The following is a 23,103-nucleotide window of genomic DNA, read 5'->3' as shown; positions in this document are numbered from 1 at the left end:
ACATTATGAGAGCAATTACTTTTCGTCGCTTTCTTTTTTTCGGAAACCGTCGAGTATGATCATCGCCGCACCAATGCAAATAGCTGAGTCAGCTAAATTAAATGCTGGCCAATGGTAGTTACCCCAAAAAAGGTCTAGGTAATCCACTACAAAGCCATGCACTACACGATCAAACACATTACCCATAGCACCACCAATGATGAGTGCATACGCAATATTGTTCCATTTTTCTTTCGCTGGTAACTTACTCATCCAATAGGTAAGCATGCCACAAACACCGAAAGCAATACCGGTAAACAGCCAACGCTGCCAACCGGCTTGATCGCTAAGAAAGCTAAACGCAGCACCATAGTTATGGACATAGAGTAGGTTAAAGAATGGCAAAATTTCTATTCTGCCATTCCAGCCGTACACCATGTTATCCATCACCACCAACTTAATGGCGATGTCAGCAATGAACATCACGACCGCTAGCCAAAGCCAGCGAACGCCCGATTGCTTGATTGACAGTGCTTGCTCGTTACTCATTATGCAAACTTACGCTCTTCGCCTTCGCCTGCAACGTTAGATACACAGCGACCACAAATTTTCTCGTGACCTTCTGTTTGACCAACGTCTGCAGTGTGGTGCCAGCAACGATCACATTTTTCAGCTTCTGTTGCCGCAACTTCTACGAATAGACCTTCAACCTCAGTCGCTTGTGCTGCGTCAGACTTATCTGATAACGGTTTAATAACCGCTTGTGATGTCAACAGAACAAAACGCAGTTCGTCTTCTAGTTTGTTGATGTTAGCCGCTAAAGCTTCATCAGCATAAAGCGTCACTTCTGCTTGCAAAGAACCACCAATGGTTTTCTCTTTACGAGCGTCTTCTAGCAACTTATTCACTGAACCACGAACTTCTTGGATTTGTGTCCAAAATTCGTTGTTTAGGTCTTCAGTTTCAGAAAGGTCAACCAAACCTTGGTACCATTCGCCAGTGAAGACAAACTTATCACGAGCGCCTGGCATTTCATTCCAAATCTCGTCCGCTGTGAACGACATGATTGGCGCCATCCAACGAACAAGCGCTTCTACAATGTAGTAAAGCGCCGATTGACAGCTGCGTTGAGCGTGACCGCCCTGCTTAGCCGTGTACTGACGGTCTTTAATGACATCTAAGTAGAAAGAACCCATTTCGATAGAACAGAACTGCATCAAACGTTGTGTTACGGCGTGAGTGTTGTACTCGCCATACGCTTTAACAATTTCTTCTTGAGCAGCAAAAGCACGGCCTACAGCCCAACGATCCAATGCCACCATATCTTCAGCTGGAACAAGGTCTGTTTCTGGGTTGAAACCGTTCAAGTTCGCCAAGAAGAAACGTGCTGTGTTGCGGATACGACGGTAAGCATCGGCACTGCGTTTTAGGATTTCATCAGAAACCGCAACTTCGCCAGTGTAATCAGTAGAAGCTACCCACAAACGTAGAATGTCAGCACCAAGCTTGTTGGTTACATCCTTAGGCGCAACTACGTTACCGATAGATTTAGACATCTTACGGCCGTTTCCGTCAACAACGAAACCGTGAGTGAGCACTTGTTTATAAGGTGCTTCATCTTTCATTGCAATAGATGAAATCAGTGACGATTGGAACCAACCACGGTGTTGATCTGAACCTTCAAGGTAAAGATCTGCACTGTTGCCTGCGTATTCTTCACGCGTGTCAACCACAGAGTAGTGAGTCACTCCTGAGTCGAACCATACGTCCAAAGTATCGAGTACTTTTTCGTATTTTTCTGCATCTTCAGCGCCCATCAAATCGGCAGCATCGAGATCCCACCAAGCTTGAATGCCTTTTTCTTCAACCAACTTCGCTACTTTTTCAATGAGCGCAGGGCTGTCTGGGTGGATATCCGATGTTTCTTTGTGTACGAATAGAGCAATTGGCACACCCCAAGTACGCTGACGAGAGATACACCATTCTGGGCGACCTTCGATCATACCTTCAATGCGGCTTTGGCCCCACTCAGGCATCCACTCAACACTTTTGATTGACTCTAGTGCTTTAGCACGCAGGCCCGCTTGGTCCATAGAGATGAACCACTGAGGAGTTGCACGGAAGATGATCGGCGTTTTATGTCTCCAGCAATGTGGGTAGCTGTGCTCATAAGCATGATGATGTAGTAGAGCGCCTTTTTCTTTAAGTACTTCAAGTACAGAATCGTTCGCTTTAAATACGTGCTGACCAGCAAATAGTTCGGTGTCTGGCAGATAAACGCCGTTAGAGCCAACTGGGTTCGCTACTTCAAGGTCGTATTGCTTACCAACCACGAAATCTTCTTGACCATGGCCAGGAGCAGTATGCACTACGCCCGTACCTGAATCTGTCGTTACGTGCTCACCAAGAATGGCAGGAACCGTAAAATCGTAGAATGGGTGATTGAATTGAAGCAATTCTAAATCTGAACCTTTGGCAAAGCCTAAGTTGTGGAAGTGCTCAATACCAGCACGATCCATCACAGATTTAGCCAACTCTGACGCTAGGATTAAACGTTGCGCTTTTTGCTCACCTTGAGCTTCAACTTGTACAAGGACATATTCAAGGTCAGCATGCAGTGCTACCGCACGGTTTGCTGGAAGTGTCCAAGGCGTTGTTGTCCAGATAACAACAGCAACTTCACCCTCACCATGATGGCCTTCAGGAGTACTGAATTTGCTTAATGTTGCTGCTTCGTCGGCCGCTAGAAAACGAACATCAATTGATGGCGATACTTTATCTTGATATTCCACTTCAGCTTCAGCTAATGCGCTGCCACAATCAGTACACCAGTGAACTGGCTTAAAGCCTTTTAGTAGGTGACCTTGATCTGCAATTTTACCTAATGCGCGGATGATGTTAGCTTCAGTGTCAAAATCCATCGTGCGGTATGGTTTGTCCCACTCGCCCATGATGCCAAGACGCTTAAAGCTCTCTTTTTGACCTTCAACTTGGTTCGCTGCGTATTTGCGGCACTCTTCACGGAACTCTGAAGCCGAGATTTTTTGGCCCGGCTTGCCTTTCTTTTTCTCAACCATCAACTCAATTGGTAGGCCGTGACAGTCCCAACCTGGGATGTACGGTGCATCAAAACCAGAAAGTGTTTTTGATTTAATAATAATGTCTTTAAGAATCTTGTTCAGTGCGTGACCAATGTGAATATCACCGTTGGCATATGGAGGACCATCGTGCAAAACGAAAGATTTTTTGCCTTTCTTAGCTTTACGGATCTCACCGTAAAGGTCTTCTTTGTACCAACGCTTAAGCATTTCTGGCTCACGATTGGCCAGATTTCCGCGCATTGGAAACCCTGTTTCAGGTAAGTTCAGGGTATCTTTATAATCACTCATCGATTCTTAATTCCGTTATATTGGGCGAAGTTAGACATTATATTAATCGGTGGAATCATCCGATTAACCATTAAGCTGACGCAGCCACACCCTCGCTGCCTCAGCATCCAATTCTATTTGTGCTTTTAAAGCATCAAAAGATTCAAATTTTAGTTCATCTCGTAATTTATGCAGCAATGAAACTTGCAGGGCTTTGCCATACAAGTCTTGTTGAAAATCGAACAGGTGAACTTCAAGCTGCTGCCGTACACCCTCTACCGTTGGACGTTGGCCAATATTCGCCACACCACCAACCGCAATACGATCATCAAAACTGGCTTGAACCACATACACACCAGATACTGGTGAAACACAGCGTTTAAGCGGTATGTTAGCGGTTGGGAAGCCAATAGTGCGTCCCAGTTTCCGACCGTGCGAAACTCGGCCACTGATACTATAAGCTCTACCTAATAGCTCACCGGCTAACTTCAAGTCGTTGCTGGCTAAGGCTTGTCTGATTTCCGTGCTACTGACACGCATATCTTGCACACAAAAGCTTTGTGTACTGACCACCTCAAACCCGTACTTAATGCCGGCCTGTTGAAGCATTTCAAAATTGCCCTGACGACCTTTACCAAAGCAAAAATCATCACCCACAACCAAGAACTTGACTCCTAACTGCCGAACCAGCAAATCACCGATAAAACGTTCTGCTGTTAAGCCAGCAAAACCAGCATTAAAATTAACACACAATAATCGCTCAATAGAGAGTTTATCTAACTGAGTCAGTTTGTCCCTTAAACGCGTTAAACGCGCAGGAGCTTTATTACCGACAAAGAACTCCATAGGCTGAGGTTCAAAGGTCATGACAACGGCTGGCAGCCCTAATTGGGTCGCCTTGTCAGAAACTTGTCTAAGCACTTGCTGATGGCCTAAATGTACGCCATCAAAATTACCAATCGTTAATACACAACCTTTGTGACGAGGTTGAATATTGTGTATGCCTCGAATTAGCTCCATGAAAACTCTATCTATGACTCAGTTGGTGATTATTAATAGTGCGTCAAACCGACGGATTATATACTGATGCTCGCATAAAATACAGGCTAGCTTAATCGGCCGCCACTTTCAGATGATTCAGTCGAATACCTAAAATGAATACGACCACGATATAAACCGAAGCACCCGCCCCAATAAGGCCTGTCAACCACAACGCTCGATTAGAGAAAGTCCAATTCAGCCACACTGACATTTCTGGCAATAACCAAATGATGGTACTTCCCATGGCAACTGCCGCAGCAATTAACTTAACGGCAAAGATAAAGGTCAGTTTCGAAATGCGATAAACCTGTTGTAAGTGCAAACCGCGATACAACAGAGCCATGTTCACAAATGCTGACAGGGCTGTTGCCATCGCCAAACCAATGTAGCCATAAAACGAAGCAAAAATAGCATTAAAGACCATATTGGTAACCATCGCAATGATGCCATAACGCACGGGCGTTTTTGTATCTTGACGGGAGTAATACCCTGGCGCTAACACTTTAATTAGCATGAAATTAAGCAAACCTGAAGCATAGGCCATCAGCGAAAGCGAAGCATGCTCTACGTGGTCTGGCGTAAACTCACCACGCATAAACAAAACCATCAACATAGGTTTGGCCAACACAACCAAACCGACCATCGCAGGAATGCCCAGTAGCAATACCATGCGAACGCCCCAATCCATGGTATTTGCAAAGCCACTGCTCTGCGCATCGACGTGCTTACGTGACAAAGCAGGTAAAATCACGGTCGCGATCGCGATACCAAATAAGCCAAGCGGAAATTCAAGCAACCTATCGGAATAATAAAGCCAGCTGATCGAGCCCGTTTCTAGAAAACTGGCAATAAAGGTATCAAACAGCAGGTTTATCTGGCTAACCGACACCCCAAATAAAGCAGGGATCATCAAAGTGCGGATTTTAACGACACCAGGATCGCGCCATCCCCATTTTGGTTTGACCAGTACCCCCTCTTTAATCAGAAACGGCAATTGAAATACAAACTGCACTAAGCCCCCCAAGAAGACACCAATCGCAAGGCCGACTTCAGGTTGGGCTAATTGAGGAGAAATAAATGCCGCCGAGCCAATGATCATGACGTTCAAAAAAACAGGCGTAAATGATGAAACGGCAAATTTCCCAAGTGTATTGAGTATGGCACCAGACAGCGCAACAAAAGTAATAAACCACAAATAAGGAAAAGTAATTTTGAGCATGAAACTCGCAAGCTCAAATTTTGGTGCCGATGGGCCGTCATTTAGCCAGTCAATGAACCAACCAGCGCCAAATAATGCCGTCACCACACCAGAGCCTAGTACACCCACGATGGTCACTAAGGTAACAAGAACACCCAAAGTGCCTGAAACTTTAGCGATAAGGTCACGAGTTTTGTCTTTATCACCCGCCGCATGATATTCAGTCAGTACAGGAACAAATGCTTGCGAGAAAGCACCTTCAGCAAACAGGCGGCGAAGAAAGTTAGGTATCTTGTTAGCAAAGAAAAACACATCTGCGCTTGCCCCGGCTCCCATCAAGTTCGCCACAACCACATCACGAACCAAACCTAATACGCGAGAGACCAATGTCATCATGCTGACTATCAATCCAGACTTGAGCAGTTTTTTACTCACAACAACCTCTTATAAAACAGAAAAACCGCGCACCAAAAATAAACCCAACTTTAGAAGTCAATCAGCGCACATAATAATTAGCATTGGTTTCAAAATGCTGTTAGAATCCACGCCATCTTAACCGCGATGACCTTACCAATCCAAAGTTTGTTTGGCCTAGGTGGGTTTTTGCACAAATCAGTTGACATTTAAGCGTAAATGAGGGATATTCCTCGCCCTTAAATTGTCACCGAACTAAGTTTTTGGGAGTTAGACCCTTGGCAAACAGTAAATCTGCTAAGAAGCGCGCTATCCAAGCTGAGAAACGTCGCCAGCACAACGCTAGCCGTCGTTCTATGATGCGCACTTACATGAAGAAAACTATCACAGCTATCGAAGCTGGTGATAAAGAAGCTGCTACAGCTGCACTAGTTGCAGTTACACCGTTACTAGACCGCATGGCGACTAAGGGCCTTATTCATAAGAATAAAGCTGCTCGTCACAAGTCTCGTTTCACAGCGGCAATCAAAGCTCTTTAATTAGAAATTTGAATTAGTAAAAACCGACCTAGGTCGGTTTTTTTATGTCTGAAATATATGAATTTCTTCATTATTTGGATTCTATTATCGCAACATCCCCATTATTGCGATAACAGAAAAGCGTTAGTTACGCTTCAGTTTGACAGTACAACCCGTGTAGTAACTTAATCATTTCTTGTACTTCATGACTGTTTAACGAGTAATATACCGTCTGAGCTTCTTTTCGCGTTGCAACAAGTTCATCACGTCTTAACCAAGCTAAATGCTGCGATAACGCAGATTGACTCAGTTCCAGTTGACTGCATAGCTCTCCTACAGAGAGTTCATTATTATGTAGTAAACACAAAATTTGTAGACGCCTTTCATTTGCCATCGCTTTTAACAGCACAACAGCTTGAGCAGAATTCTGCTCCATTTCCTGTAAGTTCATTTACCAGCCTCCATGGGCCAAACTCAAAATTACCACTTATCTAGCCTTATTATTTTTTTTGTATACATGGCTAGACCCCTTTTTTAACCAATACAAACACGTACTGGTCAAACTTTTTACTAGTCATTACTGGAATAAACTAGTGAAATCGGCATCACAAACGTTCTTCACTGTTGGGTGTTGAATCATTCGTTCTGCAAAAATAACATAATACTCTTCTTTTAGATCAGATACTTCATGAATTAGATGCAGTGACGTATCCTCCCCCACTTCAGCCATATATAAGCTGGGTGCGAGGAAAATAGCATCTTGATGATAGCGAGCAAACGCTTTCATGAGTGCCACATCATCAAATTCGCCCAAAATATTAGGCTGTAGGCCTAATCTATCGAACCATTGGAGCACATTTCTTCCCATCGAAGTTCGACTTCCTGGAATCAGCAATTTATGATGCTCTAATAACGCGGGAAAAGCCGTGTTACAGATCGCACGTGAGCTAAAGAAACTCATGCTGCATTCACCTAGTTTCTTACTATACAAGCCAGGGCTTTGGCTCGAATCGACAGGGCAATCAGAGATGATCATATCTAGCTTATGCTTGGACAACTGCTCTAATAACAATTCATGAGTCGACTCAAAACAACGTAAATGTATGCCGTTGTCTTCTGGAACCGTCGTCATTAAAATCTTACTGACTAGCCGTTTAGATAACGCATCAGCAACACCTACTTCAAATAAAATATTCGAACGCTGGCTGTAGTTCACAATATCGAGCATTTCATAGCTCAAACCAAACATTCTATCGGCATATTTAAACACCAACTGCCCCAACTCTGTCGGTTCAACGCTGCGACCGTTTCGCTTAGTCAGTTTGCCATCCATTCGCTCTTCTAGCGCTTTGATCTGACCCGTTACTGTTTGAGGAGTGAGAAACAGAGCATCAGCCGCCTTTGAGACTGAGCCTTGTTTACACACCATCCAAAAGTAGTAAAGGTGATTATAATTCAGGTGGGACATGTTCAAACTCGCTCACATAAAGTTGGCCTGTATGATAATCAATATCGGCTCCATAAACTATGGCTTTCGGATTTTCCGATACATAACTTAATTAATATCGGTATTACCGAAAATTGAATCGCTAATGTGACAAAAATGACATGTAACAAACGAAAAGCGCTGGTCAAACGTGAGTTTTATTTTACTTTTACTATAAAAAACAGCGTTTAATTAGTCAAATAAAACTATATAAAACAATAAGTTAAAAACATCATTCAAGCAGTGAATATTTAAACCGCAAAATCAGCAAAAAAAGCCATTCTTAAATAAAATTGTCATATAACTGAAATATTTCATCTCTAGTATCGCTTTCAGATTCACTAACCGACCTAACTTATTTAATAAAGGTCAACGGAGCAAACTATGATGAACCAAGCTACTACTGCAGCGGCACCGATTTCGAGCACTACTCGTTGGTTACGCTGGGCTAACTTGGCGTTCATGCTTTACCTACTATTACTTGCTGTATCTATGGTAGGAAGCGGTTTTAAATTAGCTACTGGAGAACATGCAAAAACCCTTTTTGAATTTGCATCCCACCCTGTTGCTGGCCTAATGATCGGCCTAGTGGCAACCGCATTAATCCAATCTTCAAGCACCGTCACTTCTATTATCGTTGGCCTTGTTGCCGGCGGTCTTCCTGTTGAAACAGCCATTCCGATGATCATGGGGGCAAACATTGGTACAACAGTAACCAATACTATTGTTAGCCTTGGTCACGTACGCTGTAAAGAAGAGTTCAAGCGCGCATTTGCTAGTGCAACCGTACATGATTTCTTCAACCTTCTAGCGGTTTGTATTTTCTTACCACTAGAAATGATGTTTGGTATTTTAGAAAAAATCTCACATTGGTTAGTTTCGCCAATGCTAGCGACTGGCGATATGAGCATGGGAAGCATGAACTTCATCAAACCGATTACTAAACCTGTTATCGGCGCTATCCAAGAGCCTCTAGCGGCTTACGGTAGTGTGTTTGGTGGTGTGGCGATGATCGTTCTAGGTATTGCGACAATCTTCGTTGCTATTACCGCTATGGGTAAACTGATGAAGAGCCTAATGGTTGGCCGCGCTCGTGAAATTCTAAAGAACGCTATTGGTCGTGGTCCTCTACATGGTATCGCGTCAGGTTCAATCGTTACTATCTTGGTTCAGTCATCTTCAACGACAACTAGCCTGATGGTGCCACTTGTTGGCAACGGTGTATTAAAAGTTCGCGATGTTTATCCGTTCACCTTAGGTGCAAACATCGGTACTTGTATCACTGCTCTACTGGCTGCAACCGCTGTTTCTGGTGAGTACGCTGTTTTTGCTCTGCAAATTGCACTGGTACACTTAGCGTTTAACTTGCTAGCGACTCTACTTATCTTTGGCATCCCGTTCTTACGTGAACTGCCAATTAAAGGTGCAGACCTTATCTCTGATATGGCCGTTAAGAACAAATCAGTGGTTGCAGGTTACCTAATCGCTGTCTTCCTTGTGATGCCTGGTACGATTCTGGCTCTTACCGTTTAATTCATCGCCCCAAAAGCGCTCGATTACAACCGGTAAAATAGAAAAGGCCCCAACACTGCAAAGTGTTGGGGCCTTTTGATTTATGTGCTAAAACCTTATCAATCTTAACCTAGTATCAGCACTCTGCTTTTACTTAGAGTTTCGAGCTAAGTACTTAGAACTTCACTTCCTACACAGAGAAAGGGTACTTAATCGCGTCATGGCACTCGTAGTCTTCCACCCAGAAGTCATCCAAGGTTACCCAGGCTTCTAGATCTTCTAGAGATTTAATCTCAGGGTTAATATGAAAAGTGGCGCCTGGTAATGGCTCACGAGTGAGCTGAATGTCTTTCATTGGTGCTAGCTGGTCTTCATAAATATGAGCGTTCACAATTTTATGGTACGCCACACCTGCTTTATGGCCGGTGATCTGTGCCATGATGGCTAGGAATACGTACACTTGAACCATATTGAAATTCAAGCCCAGCGGGACATCACAAGAGCGTTGGGTGCTATTGAGGTACAAAGTATCACCAAGTAATGAAAAGTGATGACTGTACATACACGGGCGTAAACAGCCCATGTGAAATTCACCTGGGTTATAGAAATTTAAAATCTCTCCACGGTCATCGACACCACGAGACAGTTCATCGACGATTTTACGTAATTGATCAACTGAACCACCATCAGGCTTAGCCCAAGCTCGCCCTTGAACGCCATAAACGCGCCCCATGTCGTCTTCACCCTTACGATGAACATTATTAAGCCACGCTTCATTTAGGTTCGAGTTGGCATCCCATGTTTTGGTGCCTAGCTTGCGAAAATCTTCTGCATTATCGTAGCCACGAATATAGCCTAGCAATTCAGCGACCGCTGACTTCCAGAAACTTTTGCGTGTTGTCACTAAAGGAAAAGCCTGATTTCCAACATCGTAGCTCAAGTCGGCATTAATCACGGTAAGGCAACGTTTACCTGTACGTTCATTTTCAATCCACGTTCCTTGATCAACGATGCGTTGGCATAAATCTAAATATTGTTTCACAGCTTAACCTTTTGAATGACTAGTTTGATGATTGAATTTGTACGCCCACAACACAAGTAAGCCACCAGCAATCACCATTGGTAGAGAAAGTATTTGCCCCATGGAAATGAAGTTACCAAACAAGCCTAAATGCGCGTCTGGTTCTCTGAAATATTCAACGATGAAACGAAAAGCACCATAACCCGCTAAGAATAAACCAGACACAGCGCCTGCTGGACGCGGTTTCTTAATAAACCAATTAAGAATGAAGAACAACACCACACCTTCTAGTGCAAATTCATACAGCTGAGATGGGTGACGCGGTAAGAATCCACCACTTGGGAACAATACTGCCCAAGGCACGTCGGTTACACGCCCCCACAGTTCATCATTCATAAAGTTACCAATGCGACCCATACCCAAGCCAAATGGCACTAATGGCGCAACAAAATCAGCAACTGCGAAAAAGGTTCGACCGTTTTTGCGGGCATACCAAATCATGGCAGTGATCACACCAAGTAGCCCACCGTGGAATGACATCCCGCCCGTCCAAACCTTAAATAGGTATAGAGGATCTTCTAAGAACATATCGAATTGGTAAAAGAATACGTAGCCCAGTCTGCCGCCTAATACCACACCAAGGAAACCAGCAAAAAGCAGATCGGAAACTTGCTCACGAGTCCAACCGCTGCCTTGTTTATCTGCGCGTCTATTGGCTAACCACATAGCGAACATAAAGCCCACTAAGTACATAAAACCGTACCAGCGAAGCGCCACAGGGCCAATCTCAAACATGATAGGATCAATTTGAGGAAAGGCGATAAAACCTTGATTCATATTATTTTCTCTTATTAGTTACAGTGGCAACAACATGCGGCACGCAATAAACAGCAGGAAAAGAGCAAAGATCTTTTTAAGCACTGCCGTCGGTAAACGTGAGGCCAGTTTTGCCCCTAAACGAGTAGTGAGCATTGAGGTGGCTACGATACCAAATAACGCAGGCAAGTACACATACCCTAAGCTATATTCTGGTAAACCATCCGCCTGAACACCGTTAAGAACAAAGCCGCCCATACCTGCAATGGCTATTACACAGCCACAAACTGAGGAGCTACCAATCGCTTTGCGCATATCAACGCCGTGGCGGCTTAAGAATGGAACCGTTAAAGACCCTCCACCAATCCCCGCCAAAGTGGATAAAACACCAATAGCACTGCCTGAAAGCAGAGTTATTGGTTGGCTAGGCATGGGGTAGACTTTCGTCGCTTTGATGGAAATGAGCATTTGTAGTGCAAGTAAGAGCACAATAACGCCAAATACTTTTATAAGGTACTGAGACGGTATCGCCTCTGCAATGAATGACCCTGCCGCACCACCAATGACAACTCCGGGCAATAGCCATTTCACAACGAACAAGTCCACGTTGCCCAGTTTAAGGTGATTGAAGGCAGAAGATCCTGAGGTAAGAATGATTGTCGCTAATGATGTGCCAAGTGCGACATGCATGACAATACTGTCATCAACGCCCGCTTGCGGTAATAACCAAGAAACTAAAGCAGGAACAACAATAAGCCCTCCACCAATACCCAGTAAACCGGCCATAACGCCAACAAAGGAGCCTAGCGCCAAAAACTGCAATAATAATTCTATGTTCAATGGAGCCTCTACTTCTTACCTGCTCGCACAAAACCAGCAAGTTCTTTGCTTTCTAAATAAGCCAACACTTGGCTATAAATAGTGTGGCCGTAAGCCTGTGTCAACGCTGATTCCGCCAAGGCTTCCAGTTCCGTTAAGTTCACCTGTCGTAGTATGTATTTCACACGAGCCACATTTGAGGTATTCATACTTAACGAGCGGTAACCTAAACCAACAGCCAATAGTGCTCCAACCGGGTCACCCGCCAATTCTCCACAGATAGACACAGGTAAAGCATGTTGCTTACAAATCGAATGAATCATGGCTAACGCCTGCACAACAGCAGGGTGTACCGATTCATAGACATCGGATACTCGAGCATTGTTCCGATCGACAGCCAATAAATATTGAGTCAGGTCGTTGGTTCCGACAGAAACAAAATCGATACGCTCAGCAATGAGTGGTAACAGAAACAGCATTGATGGGACTTCAAGCATCACACCAACTTTAGGTTGCACCAAGGTCGGTTGACTCAATTTTATTTCATCATAAGCATGTTGAATCAGCTTCAACGCCTCATCGAGCTCTTGGCTACCCGAGACCATCGGCAGCAGTATACTCAAGTTTTCTAGCCCTGCACTGGCTTTCATCATCGCTCGCAGCTGCATCAAGAAAATATCGGGGTGATCCAGCGTAAAACGAATTCCCCTCCAGCCAAGAAACGGGTTGTCTTCTTCGATAGGCAAGTATGGTAGCGGTTTGTCTCCTCCAACATCAAGGGTTCGCATCACCACCGATTTTTTAGGATAACTCTGGAGCACACTTCGGTATTGCGCCACCTGCTCTTCTTCCGAGGGGAACCTTTGCTTCAGCAAGAATGAGATTTCAGTCCGATATAGCCCTACGCCATTCACGCCTTTGTTGATGGCAATTTGGCTGTCGGCACTCAAGCCGGCATTCAGTAAGACGTCGATATCACAACCATCGAGCGTGCAAGCCGGTTGCGACAATTCGCTTTCAACTAGATCGGACAGTTCATGTTCTTCGCTTTGCAGCTCTTCGTATTCATTAAGCACTTGCTCTGACGGGTCAACAAAAATATCGCCACTGTAACCGTCTACAATCCCCACCTTGCCAGTCAGCATTTTAGGATTAAGATTTGCTCCCATCACAGCTGGAATACCCAGCGCTCGGGATAAAATAGCAGCATGAGAGTTTGCAGCTCCCTCAATCGAAACCACCGCCAATAATTTGTCTCGTGGCATGCTGGCCAATATTGATGCGGTAAGCTCTGTGACGACTAATATGACACTACGATCGAAAGTTTGCTCACCAAATTCATTGCAATGCAAAAAATACAGCAAACGCTGACCAAGCTCACGGACATCTTGTGCTCGCTCTCTTAAATAGACATCCGACATTTGTGCAAAGCGATTTGAATAGCGCTCAACCACTTGTCTTAACGCCCAATCAGCGCGATCACCTTTTTGGATCTGAAGTTTCAGATCTTTACGAAGCATGGGATCATTTAACAAATGGGTGAACAAATCAAAAATAGCTAACGCGTCTTTGTTAATGTCGTTATCGAATTTTTTTCTTAAACGACGAAACTCACCAACCGCACTTTCAATCGCAAGAGACAACCACTCTTGTTCTAATTCGATGTTCAGCGTGCTCGCCGGGTAAACATCGGATAACTTGGGTTGGGTGTCGTCCCACCAGTACTCACCAATCGCAACACCTGGTGAGGCAGCAATGCCCGACAACACCTGGCTACTCGCGTCATTAATGAGCCAGTGGCCTTGAGCCTGGGCATGAGCGATGATTACCGCTAATTGTGCCGATAGGGTAACGAAGAAAGACTCTTCAATTTCACTGAACAAACGCGGTGTTTTCTGCTGGATAACTAACACGCCTAACACCTGTTTACGATAGATGATAGGAGCGCCTAGAAATGAGCTGTATATCCCCTCACCAAGTTCAGGAACATATTTAAAATTAGGATGAGAGGTAACTTCAGCTAAATTCAGGGGCTCAGCAGAACGCCGAACCAACCCAACAAGCCCTTCATGGTAGCCAAGAGAAACTTGATCACCTTCAAAATGCAAACCTTTGGTCGCCATAAGCTCCAAACGCTGCAATTCATCATTGGCAAAATAAACCGTGCAACACTCAGTTTGCATAGCCAAACAGGTTTCTTGTACTAAAACATCCAAAGCTTGATGAATGTTTTCAACTCGAGAAACTTGTTCAACTATTTCCCTTAGCTGAGTGAGCATTGATTTATCCTCTACGATTTTTACGCTTACCTTTTATTTTCCGTTCTCTAAAAGGCATAGCAAAAGTCGCGAATTCTTTCATTGCGCGGCGATACACATCACGCTTAAAAGAAACGACCTGACGAACCGGGTACCAATAACTTACCCAACGCCAACCATCAAATTCAGGGGTACTACCACGCTGCATGTTAATTTGAGATTCATCACAATCCATTCGCAGTAGAAACCATTTCTGTTTTTGTCCGATACATACTGGCTTTGAATCCCATCGAACTAACCTTTTAGGTAGCTTATAGCGTAGCCAATGACGGCTTGTCGCTACAACTTTTACATCCTGTTTGGTTAAACCGACTTCTTCATATAATTCTCGAAACATCGCTTCTTCAGGTGTTTCACCCTCATCAATTCCCCCTTGAGGAAATTGCCACGAATGTTGCCCGTATCGCTTCGCCCAGAATACCTGACCATGGTTGTTACAAATTACAATTCCCACATTTAAGCGGTAACCATCGCCATCGATCACTGGCTAACCTCTAATATAAATCTCTGTTACCTGCGATTTTTCCACATATCCCCAACAGGGGCAAACTTCCATGTCGCAGAAAGCATTTTTTTCTATGCCATAATCACCGCATTGGATAAGTTTTAATCAGATCGATAGTTATCAACAAATAAGTGAGACATGAGCCACATTTATTCACCTTTTCTGTGCGTAACTGTGTGAAGAAAAGAATAAAAGTCAGAATGATCAAACTATACCATTGATATTACGTTAACGAAAAAACAACAAGGCCAGCCGCCTAAGCATTTAATATCAATTACTTATAACAATAGCATTAACCTTACCTCACTAACTTAGATCTTATCAAACTAGCAAAAAAACAGATCGAACAAAGATCCATCAATAACAGTATTATCCACACTCACTGTTCATTTGTTACGCTGAAGCGAGGATATCAATGGCTTGAACGGCTCTAAAACCCCTGATTATCGATCCAGTAATGGCTTTTTTTAAATTTCCAACCTGCAGCCTGTGGATAACATGGTAAAAGATCATTTTCTGCTCGTGCTGATCAGTTTTTCCTCACTATCACGGTACAGCTCTACCCTGTGATAACATCTCGGTGATATTAATAAAGAGCAGCTTATGAAGACCACTCCAACAACCGAATCTGAACTATTTGAACGAGCACTATCTATCTCTGGCTATTGCTTTGACGAGTTAGCAAAAGAAGCAAAGATCGACGTCCCTGAAAACCTTAAAAAAGACAAAGGCTGGGTTGGACAATTGCTCGAGTGGCACTTAGGCGCGACTGCCGGAAGCAAACCACAACCCGACTTCGTAGAGCTTGGCATTGAATTAAAGAGTATTCCAATCAGCCACGAGGGCAAGCCACTTGAAACCACTTTTGTTTCTGTTGCGCCACTGATTGGGGTCCATGGCTTAAACTGGCAGGACAGCCATGTTCGTCATAAGTTAGCCAAGGTGCTGTGGATCCCGGTCGAAGGGGAGCGAGAGATCCCATTAAAAGATCGTCGAGTTGGCACCCCGATCATGTGGAGCCCAACCGAAGCCGAAGAAAATCAATTACGCCATGATTGGGAAGAGTTGATGGAGATGATTGTGCTGGGGCAAGTGGAGCAAATTACCGCAAAACACGGTGAAGTAATGCAACTCAGGCCGAAAGCCGCCAACAGTCGAGCACTCACAGAAGCCTATGGAAGCAATGGCAAACCTATAATGACACTGCCACGTGGCTTTTATCTACGGACACAGTTCACTCATCAGATTCTGCAAAATCACTTCTTCTCTGATTAGCGCCTATTATTCTATCGCTAGCCTAACGCTCGATAGAATAATTAGTGAATCGCTAGCTTAATATCGTGATAAGGCGCCATTTCGGGGCTTCCACACTCGTCATAAACGTTGTGAAGCCTCAAATACGCATTATGAACCCCTAAGCGATGCAATTCCTCTTTCACTTGGTCAAGCGATTTGTAATGCACAGGCTCATCTTTTAGTCGTATGGGCTCTAAGTGATGCTTGTATTCCACTGCTAATAAATAACTCGTCAAATTAGCACAACTGATCACATATATTTTTGGCTCTGCAGCACGGTCTATATGCTTTGCATGCAGCCAATGGTCTAGTTGCTCCTTATTCATGGCTTCTTCCTCTCCTTAGTATCGTAAAAGATCCGTGTCGTTGATGGCAAAAGATCACCAGCAGCAGCCTGCTCTTAACGGCAAGCGTAAATTGATAGTGTTGTAAATAAGCATAGACGGAGATCCTTAATTAGGGAGGCGCACAAAACAAATATTGACCAATAAACAAAAAAGGAGGATATATTGAAAGAAAAACAAGGAAATATTATGCAGCTAAGGAAGCTCCCTCATTCGACATTAGAAATCAGCCCACTGTGTTTGGGCACCATGACGTTTGGTGCGCAGAATACTCAACAAGAAGCATTCTCCCAACTAGACTATGCCATCGAGCGTGGTATTAACTTTATTGATACCGCTGAAATGTACCCCGTCCCACCGACTGAAAAAACACAAGGCCTCACAGAAAGTTACATTGGAAAATGGCTGGAAAGATCAGGAAAACGAGAAAAGGTCGTGCTTTCTACAAAAGTCGCAGGCCCAAGAAATCTCCCCTATATTCGCGATAATATGGCCCACGATTGGCGTAATATCCATCAAGCCGTCGACGACAGCCTTAATCGCTTAAACACCGATTACATCGATCTTTATCAGCTCCACTGGCCTCAGCGACAAACCAACTGCTTTGGTCAGCTAAATTACCCTTACCCAGACGAGCAGCAAGAAGTCACCTTAATCGAAACCCTAGAAGCACTGGCAGACGTGATAAGGCAAGGAAAGATACGCTATATTGGCGTATCTAATGAAACGCCATGGGGAGTAATGAGCCTTCTAAAACTAGCGGAAAAACACGGGCTTCCACGCATTGTCAGTATTCAAAACCCTTACAATTTGTTGAATCGAAGTTTTGAGGTTGGTCTATCTGAGATCGCCCATTTTGAAGGGACTCAGCTATTGGCCTATTCACCACTGGCATTCGGATGTCTGTCTGGTAAATATTTAAACAATGCTCAACCTAAAGATGCTCGCTGTACATTATTTGAGCGCTTCGTCCGTTACTTTACTCCACAAGGGATCGCCGCTACTCAAGCCTATGTCGATGTGGCTCATAAACATGGAATAGATCCTGCTCAGATGGCATTAGCCTTTGTGAATCAACAACCATTTGTGGCTTCTAATATCATTGGTGCAACCAATCTGGAGCAACTAAAAGCCAATATTGATAGTTTGGATGCCTGTTTGTCAGACGAGCTTATGTCTGACTTGCAAAAGGTTGGAACCACTTACTCCAACCCTTGCCCTTAGTTAAATTTGTGGGGCAGTATTTTGTGGCTGCCCCTTCTATTACGTAGGAATTCTAGTCCGAACTAAGCGACGAAGATGACGAACACGGCGCTCAGCAGTCACAGCCGGTGGCTCAGATAATGTGCCAACAGGTCGACCTTCACCGTCTAAACCAATATCACGTAGTAGATGTGCATTTTCCCACGGAATATGGCTGCGCACTCGGCGAACTCGGCTTTTCCATTCACGTTCTTCACGCTTAAGATCAGCGGTTAAAAGTAGTGTCGCTAAACGAATATAAATTGAATGACGCATAATATTTCTCCAGATAAGGCGACTGGAAAAAGCATCTGACGTTCGGAGAGATCTGCATTGAGATTTACCCTGTTAGGCTGCTTCTTCCGCAGCCCAAGGGTTACGGATTAATTAATTTTTTAGTTCAGTATCGCGATGTGTACTGCTGGTGCAGGCCATATCAGCGTATTTAATGAAACCAAAATCGGCACAATCATGTTGTGTAGAAATGAAATTAAACATGTGTACCTCCTAACAATTAATCCAAAAATTTTGAGTAGAGTCGTAACGTGATGTTACGGTTAAATAATAACCTAATGAGTTATTTCTTCAACAACTCATTCACAGCACCGATAATTAAAAGCATTTATTCTAGCTTGCGGCTTTAAGAGGAATAAAGTGCAGTACATCTTATTGCAAAATGGTTATATCATAGACGATAAAGTTACAAAGCACCGGGGAACGCCAGTGCTTTGTATCGATATTACCTGTTATATGACAATTACTTAACTAACATTAATATCAATTAAGCTGTTCAGATATCAAGCTGTGTTTATTCAACAGACGATACATCGTTGCGCGAGAGACACCCAACTCTTTTGCCGCTGGCGTCACATGCCCTTGATGTGATTCAAGTACCGTGATCAAAGCATCTCGTTCTGAGCGCTCTCTAATCGCCTTTAGGCTTCTGCGGTTATCGCTGCGTTTTGGCAAATCGAGTTGAGACTCTTCAATGATGACGCTATCCGACATCAAGACAACGCGCTTTATCTGGTTACTTAACTCGCGTAAGTTTCCTGGCCAATAATGTTGTGTAAGCGCCTTAAGTGCTTGCTCTGAGAAGCTGCGAGCTTGCGCGTTATACTCTTGAGAATAAATCATCAAATAGTAATTCGATAGGTAAGCAATATCACCAGAACGATCTTTTAAGCTAGGGACATTAATTCTCAAGACGTTCAGTCGATGGTATAGCTCTTCATTAAAGCTTCCTTCAAGCAGCGCTTTTTCCATATCGGAGTGGTTGGCAACCAGTATTCGTACATCAACTGACTTAATACCTGTTTTTGTTTCAACCTTCCCCTCCTGTAGGTAGAACAGTAAATGCTGTTGCTGAGAGTTAGGCATATTGAGAATATCGCTAAACAGCAGTGTTCCACCGTCAGCTTGTTCCAGTATCGACATCTCTTTACCAGCAGCAGGACCGCCGATCCCAAAGACTTCTTGCTCTATACGGAGCTCTGAGGTTGCGCCGCAATTCACGTTGACAAAAGGCTTCTTTGCTCTTGATGAGGTGGAATGGATCGCCCTAGCGACGTTTTCTTTACCAGCACCGGATTCGCCAAAAATAAGAATGCTGACATCCGTTGGGCCAATTCGTTTTACTTGATCTCTCAAGCGCTTGATCGCCATCGACTCACCAAGCAAGCCCATGTCATCGTTCTGACCGTAATAAGGCCAAACTTTTCTCTCCAGTTTTAGCATGCCTAATTGATGCCCAATCGCACTATGAAGCTGTGCATCTGGAATTGGCGCGGTAAAAAAGTCGATACAGAAGTTAACAATAAACTGGCAAATAGTATCAGAGCTCAGTTGAGACTCTCGAATAAAGGCTATCCAGCGAACTTGCTTATGGCTACTGACTAGGTTTGCTAACCCGTTTAAACTAAATTCGTCTTGGCTTAGATCGACAATTCCGATACACGGGCCGATCTCGTTAAATAGTGTGTGAGCTTCTCTTAAATCATCGCAACGCTGACAACGCCAGCCGACTTGTTCTAATACTGCAAGCCAAGGTTCGTATGTGCCGCCGACAACAACCAGTGAACCTGGTACAGAATCCATTCGGAACTGAGTACCCATTATTAATACATCCTTAACTTAATATGCTCTGCTGTACATCCACGCTATCGTAGCGATATCTTGAGCTCAATTTACAAAACGAATCAACAAAATGGTCAATTTCTCAATATTAAGACTAATTATAGACTCTCAACCACCAATACGCCGCATGCGCCTATAGAATAATTATACTCATAAAGGTTCTCATAACTAAACCTAATCCATAAGTCTCGTTTTCTAGAGTTAAATCACACTCCTTACTAAATAAACTAAAGTTTGAGTTAAAAAAAAGCCACCTAAAAAGGTGGCTTCTAATATTGAGTAATTGGGGTTATTGCTGTGGTCGCATCGCCGGGAACAAAATTACGTCACGGATAGTGTGCGTGTTGGTAAACAACATAGCCAGTCTATCAATACCAATGCCTTGACCAGCCGTTGGCGGTAAGCCGTGCTCTAGTGCTGTAATGTAATCTGCGTCGTAGTACATCGCTTCGTCATCACCTGCATCTTTCGCATTAACTTGTGCTTTAAAGCGCTCATCTTGGTCTTGAGCATCATTTAGCTCAGAGAAGCCATTGGCAACTTCACGGCCACCGATGAAGAACTCAAAACGGTCAGTGAAGAATGGATTGTTATCACTACGACGAGCTAATGGAGAAATGTCTGCTGGGTAGCCAGTGATGAACGTTGGTTGAATTAACTGAGGTTCAGCGGTTTCACCAAAGATTTCTTCAAGAAGTTGGCCACATGTCCAGAACGTTTCTACATCAACGTGTACTGATTTAGCAATAGATACCATCAGGTCACGATCTTGCAAGTCTGCTTCTGTCAGAGCTTGAATTTGAGCGTGCTCAGGATTGTACTGCTTAATGGCTTCAAACATGCTCATGCGAGCATATGTGCCGCCAAACTCTACTGTTTCGTCACCGTAAGGCATCGAAGTTGCGCCAAGAACGTCCATTGCTGCCGTGCTTAGCATCTCTTCAGTCAGATCCATCAGATCTTTGTAATCAGCATACGCTTGGTAGAATTCCATCATAGTGAATTCTGGGTTGTGACGAGGAGACAAACCTTCGTTACGGAAATTACGGTTGATTTCAAATACGCGATCAAAACCACCTACAACCAAACGCTTCAGGTAAAGTTCCGGTGCTACACGTAGGTACATATCGATGTCTAACGCGTTATGGTGAGTGATGAAAGGACGTGCCGTTGCACCACCAGGGATAACATGCATCATTGGTGTTTCAACTTCTAGGTAGCCTTTCGCGCTCATGAAGTTACGGATAGAAGAAACCAGCTTAGAACGAACGATGAATGCATTACGTGAATCTTCGTTCACAATAAGGTCAACGTAACGCTGACGGTAACGCATCTCTTGGTCAGTTAGGCCGTGGAACTTCTCTGGGAGCGGACGAAGTGCTTTAGTTAGCAATTCAAACTCTTCCATGTTCACGTAAAGATCGCCTTTACCTGATTTGTGCAGTGCGCCTTTCACACCGATGATGTCACCGATATCAAGACCTTGGTATTTCTCTTTCAATACTTTTTGAACATCTTTCGCTGCGTATGCTTGAATACGGCCAGACGTTTCTTGAATTGCAAGGAAAGGACCACGCTTTGCCATAATACGGCCCGCGATCGCAACAATGTGGTTCAGTTCTTCTAATTCTTCTTTGCTCTTTTCACCGAATTGCGCTTGTAGATCACCCGCTAGGTTTTCACGACGGAAGTCGTTAGGGTGACCGTTTGATTTACAGTTCTGGCGAATGTGATCTAGCTTGCTACGACGCTCAGCGATCAGTTTGTTCTCTTCAGGTGAAGAAGCTTCTTGTTGATTTTCGTTTTGAACAGCATCAGTCATTTTAGATGTACCCGTTAAGTCGCTAAAAGCTTACAAACCTGATTTCAGGCTAGCTTCGATAAATTTGTCTAAATCACCGTCAAGAACCGCTTGAGTATTGCGGTTTTCAACGCCAGTGCGTAAATCTTTGATACGGGAGTCATCCAATACGTATGAACGGATTTGACTTCCCCAGCCAATGTCAGACTTGGCGTCTTCATTCGCTTGCTTCTCAGCATTTTGCTTGTGCAGTTCTAACTCAAATAGCTTAGCTCGTAACTGCTTCATCGCTTGATCTTTGTTCTTATGTTGAGAACGATCATTCTGGCACTGCACAACCGTATTAGTGGGTACGTGAGTAATACGTACCGCAGATTCGGTGGTGTTAACGTGCTGGCCACCCGCACCTGACGCTCGATATACATCGATACGTAAGTCTGATGGGTTTACTTCAATATCGATGTTGTCATCAATCTCTGGATAGATAAATGCAGAGGCAAATGAAGTGTGGCGACGGCCACTTGAATCAAATGGAGACTTACGAACCAAACGGTGAACGCCGGTTTCAGTACGTAACCAACCGTAAGCGTATTCACCAGAGATACGTACTGTTGCGCCTTTAAGGCCAGCAACTTCGCCGCCAGATACTTCGATCACTTCAGTTTTGAAACCTTTGGCTTCAGCCCAACGCAAAAACATGCGCAGCAACATTGAAGTCCAATCTTGCGCTTCAGTACCACCAGAACCAGATTGAAGGTCGATGTAGCAATCTGATGCATCATGATCACCGGAAAACATGCGACGAAACTCAAGCTTTTCTAGCTTGCCTTCTAACTCAGCAAGTTCAGGTTCAACTTCATCAAACGTTTCTTGATCTTGTTCTTCAACGGCAAGCTCAAGTAGGCCTTCGACGTCTTCTACGCCCAAGTCTAATTGGTCGATGGTTTCAACAATCGCTTCTAGTGAAGAACGCTCTTTACCAAGTGCTTGTGCGCGCTCAGGTTCGTTCCATACATCGGATTGCTCTAGCTCTGCATTGACTTCTTCTAAACGCTCTTTTTTAGCGTCATAGTCAAAGGTACCCCCTCAGGATATTTGTGCGTTCAGACACATCCTGCAGGCGGTTTTTAATAGGATTGATTTCGAACATGTTGTCTCATCATTTATGAGTAGAAAATAACCGAATAATTCTACTCAAAAATGTGATGAAGATACAGGAAAAATTCATTTGAACAGCAATAGAAAAAGCGCACTTTGCCTTTAAGATAAAGGCTCAGAGCAGGCTACAA

The 23,103-nt window shown here is 44.0% G+C and carries 20 protein-coding genes; 4 read left to right on the top strand and 16 right to left on the bottom strand.

From position 1 onward, the window contains the following. Window positions 1-15: 15 nt before the first annotated feature. The 4 genes from lspA to murJ form a co-directional block, all read right to left on the bottom strand. A complete protein-coding gene (gene lspA / locus QWZ04_RS20855; protein ID WP_290330178.1) occupies window positions 16-528 on the bottom strand; it encodes a signal peptidase II in 513 nt (170 codons plus the stop codon). Then, window positions 528-3,368, bottom strand: coding sequence for an isoleucine--tRNA ligase (gene ileS, locus QWZ04_RS20850; protein ID WP_290330177.1), 2,841 nt, complete (start codon window positions 3,366-3,368; stop codon window positions 528-530). The genes lspA and ileS overlap by 1 nt, the downstream gene beginning before the upstream one ends. A gap of 63 nt (window positions 3,369-3,431) precedes the next feature. Further along, a complete protein-coding gene (gene ribF, locus QWZ04_RS20845; RefSeq protein ID WP_290330176.1) occupies window positions 3,432-4,367 on the bottom strand; it encodes a bifunctional riboflavin kinase/FAD synthetase in 936 nt (311 codons plus the stop codon). A 91-nt stretch (window positions 4,368-4,458) separates the two neighbouring features. Further along, window positions 4,459-6,021, bottom strand: coding sequence for a murein biosynthesis integral membrane protein MurJ (murJ, locus tag QWZ04_RS20840; RefSeq protein ID WP_290330175.1), 1,563 nt, complete (start codon window positions 6,019-6,021; stop codon window positions 4,459-4,461). Window positions 6,022-6,278: 257 nt separating this feature from the next. Between murJ and rpsT the strand changes: the two genes are divergently transcribed. Beyond that, a complete protein-coding gene (rpsT, locus tag QWZ04_RS20835; protein ID WP_102523005.1) occupies window positions 6,279-6,539 on the top strand; it encodes a 30S ribosomal protein S20 in 261 nt (86 codons plus the stop codon). A gap of 127 nt (window positions 6,540-6,666) precedes the next feature. Here the strand turns inward: rpsT and QWZ04_RS20830 are convergent, their stop codons facing one another. Together QWZ04_RS20830 and nhaR are read right to left on the bottom strand one after the other, a co-directional pair. Next, entirely contained in the window at window positions 6,667-6,969 is a 303-nt protein-coding gene (locus tag QWZ04_RS20830) for an ArsR/SmtB family transcription factor (protein ID WP_290330174.1), read from the bottom strand. Between the two features lie 126 nt (window positions 6,970-7,095). Further along, the gene (nhaR, locus tag QWZ04_RS20825; protein WP_290330173.1) at window positions 7,096-7,986 is read right to left on the bottom strand and encodes a transcriptional activator NhaR; all 891 of its coding nucleotides are present in this window, start codon (window positions 7,984-7,986) and stop codon (window positions 7,096-7,098) included. Window positions 7,987-8,388: 402 nt separating this feature from the next. Here nhaR and QWZ04_RS20820 point away from each other — a divergent pair, with 402 nt between their 5' ends. Then, window positions 8,389-9,537, top strand: coding sequence for a Na/Pi symporter (locus QWZ04_RS20820; RefSeq protein ID WP_331813002.1), 1,149 nt, complete (start codon window positions 8,389-8,391; stop codon window positions 9,535-9,537). Window positions 9,538-9,706: 169 nt separating this feature from the next. Here QWZ04_RS20820 and QWZ04_RS20815 read toward each other — a convergent pair whose 3' ends face one another. From QWZ04_RS20815 to rppH, 5 genes are read right to left on the bottom strand one after another with little or no spacing between them, the layout of a single operon-like run. Next, entirely contained in the window at window positions 9,707-10,558 is an 852-nt protein-coding gene (locus QWZ04_RS20815; protein WP_290330172.1) for a thymidylate synthase, read from the bottom strand. Window positions 10,559-10,561: 3 nt separating this feature from the next. Further along, entirely contained in the window at window positions 10,562-11,374 is an 813-nt protein-coding gene (gene lgt / locus QWZ04_RS20810; RefSeq protein ID WP_290330171.1) for a prolipoprotein diacylglyceryl transferase, read from the bottom strand. Between the two features lie 18 nt (window positions 11,375-11,392). Next, on the bottom strand, window positions 11,393-12,193 hold the full coding sequence (locus tag QWZ04_RS20805; RefSeq protein WP_290330170.1) for a sulfite exporter TauE/SafE family protein: 801 nt from the start codon (window positions 12,191-12,193) through the stop codon (window positions 11,393-11,395). 8 nt (window positions 12,194-12,201) lie between these two features. After that, window positions 12,202-14,451, bottom strand: coding sequence for a phosphoenolpyruvate--protein phosphotransferase (ptsP, locus tag QWZ04_RS20800; protein WP_290330169.1), 2,250 nt, complete (start codon window positions 14,449-14,451; stop codon window positions 12,202-12,204). Between the two features lie 4 nt (window positions 14,452-14,455). Continuing rightward, window positions 14,456-14,974 carry an RNA pyrophosphohydrolase gene (rppH, locus tag QWZ04_RS20795; RefSeq protein WP_290330168.1) on the bottom strand — a complete coding sequence of 173 codons (519 nt, stop codon included), beginning with the start codon at window positions 14,972-14,974 and terminating at the stop codon, window positions 14,456-14,458. Between the two features lie 624 nt (window positions 14,975-15,598). Between rppH and mutH the strand changes: the two genes are divergently transcribed. Next, window positions 15,599-16,270 carry a DNA mismatch repair endonuclease MutH gene (gene mutH, locus QWZ04_RS20790; protein ID WP_290330167.1) on the top strand — a complete coding sequence of 224 codons (672 nt, stop codon included), beginning with the start codon at window positions 15,599-15,601 and terminating at the stop codon, window positions 16,268-16,270. A 41-nt stretch (window positions 16,271-16,311) separates the two neighbouring features. Here the strand turns inward: mutH and QWZ04_RS20785 are convergent, their stop codons facing one another. Continuing rightward, the gene (locus QWZ04_RS20785; protein WP_290330166.1) at window positions 16,312-16,617 is read right to left on the bottom strand and encodes a DUF6482 family protein; all 306 of its coding nucleotides are present in this window, start codon (window positions 16,615-16,617) and stop codon (window positions 16,312-16,314) included. 207 nt (window positions 16,618-16,824) lie between these two features. On the opposite strand from QWZ04_RS20785, the gene QWZ04_RS20780 reads away from it, so the two are divergent. Further along, window positions 16,825-17,859, top strand: a complete 1,035-nt coding sequence (locus QWZ04_RS20780; protein WP_290330205.1) for an NADP(H)-dependent aldo-keto reductase — start codon at window positions 16,825-16,827, stop codon at window positions 17,857-17,859. A gap of 39 nt (window positions 17,860-17,898) precedes the next feature. Here the strand turns inward: QWZ04_RS20780 and QWZ04_RS20775 are convergent, their stop codons facing one another. The 4 genes from QWZ04_RS20775 to prfB all read right to left on the bottom strand — a co-directional run bounded on the left by QWZ04_RS20775 (window position 17,899) and on the right by prfB (window position 22,964). After that, window positions 17,899-18,153 carry a DUF1127 domain-containing protein gene (locus tag QWZ04_RS20775; RefSeq protein WP_290330165.1) on the bottom strand — a complete coding sequence of 85 codons (255 nt, stop codon included), beginning with the start codon at window positions 18,151-18,153 and terminating at the stop codon, window positions 17,899-17,901. Window positions 18,154-18,654: 501 nt separating this feature from the next. Further along, window positions 18,655-19,992, bottom strand: a complete 1,338-nt coding sequence (locus QWZ04_RS20770; RefSeq protein WP_290330164.1) for a sigma-54-dependent transcriptional regulator — start codon at window positions 19,990-19,992, stop codon at window positions 18,655-18,657. 310 nt (window positions 19,993-20,302) lie between these two features. After that, window positions 20,303-21,835 (bottom strand): lysine--tRNA ligase, encoded by a 1,533-nt coding sequence (gene lysS, locus QWZ04_RS20765; protein ID WP_290330162.1) that lies wholly within the window; start codon window positions 21,833-21,835, stop codon window positions 20,303-20,305. A gap of 30 nt (window positions 21,836-21,865) precedes the next feature. Further along, window positions 21,866-22,964 (bottom strand): peptide chain release factor 2 gene (gene prfB, locus QWZ04_RS20760; protein WP_290330161.1). Its coding sequence is split into 2 segments (ribosomal slippage): window positions 21,866-22,888 and window positions 22,890-22,964, totalling 1,098 coding nucleotides; the frame shifts between segments, so codons are not numbered across the junction. Window positions 22,965-23,103 lie beyond the last annotated feature (139 nt).

It is taken from the genome of Vibrio tapetis subsp. quintayensis, from assembly GCF_030409945.1.
Classification (GTDB): Bacteria; Pseudomonadota; Gammaproteobacteria; order Enterobacterales; family Vibrionaceae; genus Vibrio; species Vibrio quintayensis.
The sequence above is the reverse complement of the archived record's forward strand: the minus strand, read 5'-3'. Positions and strand labels throughout refer to the sequence as shown.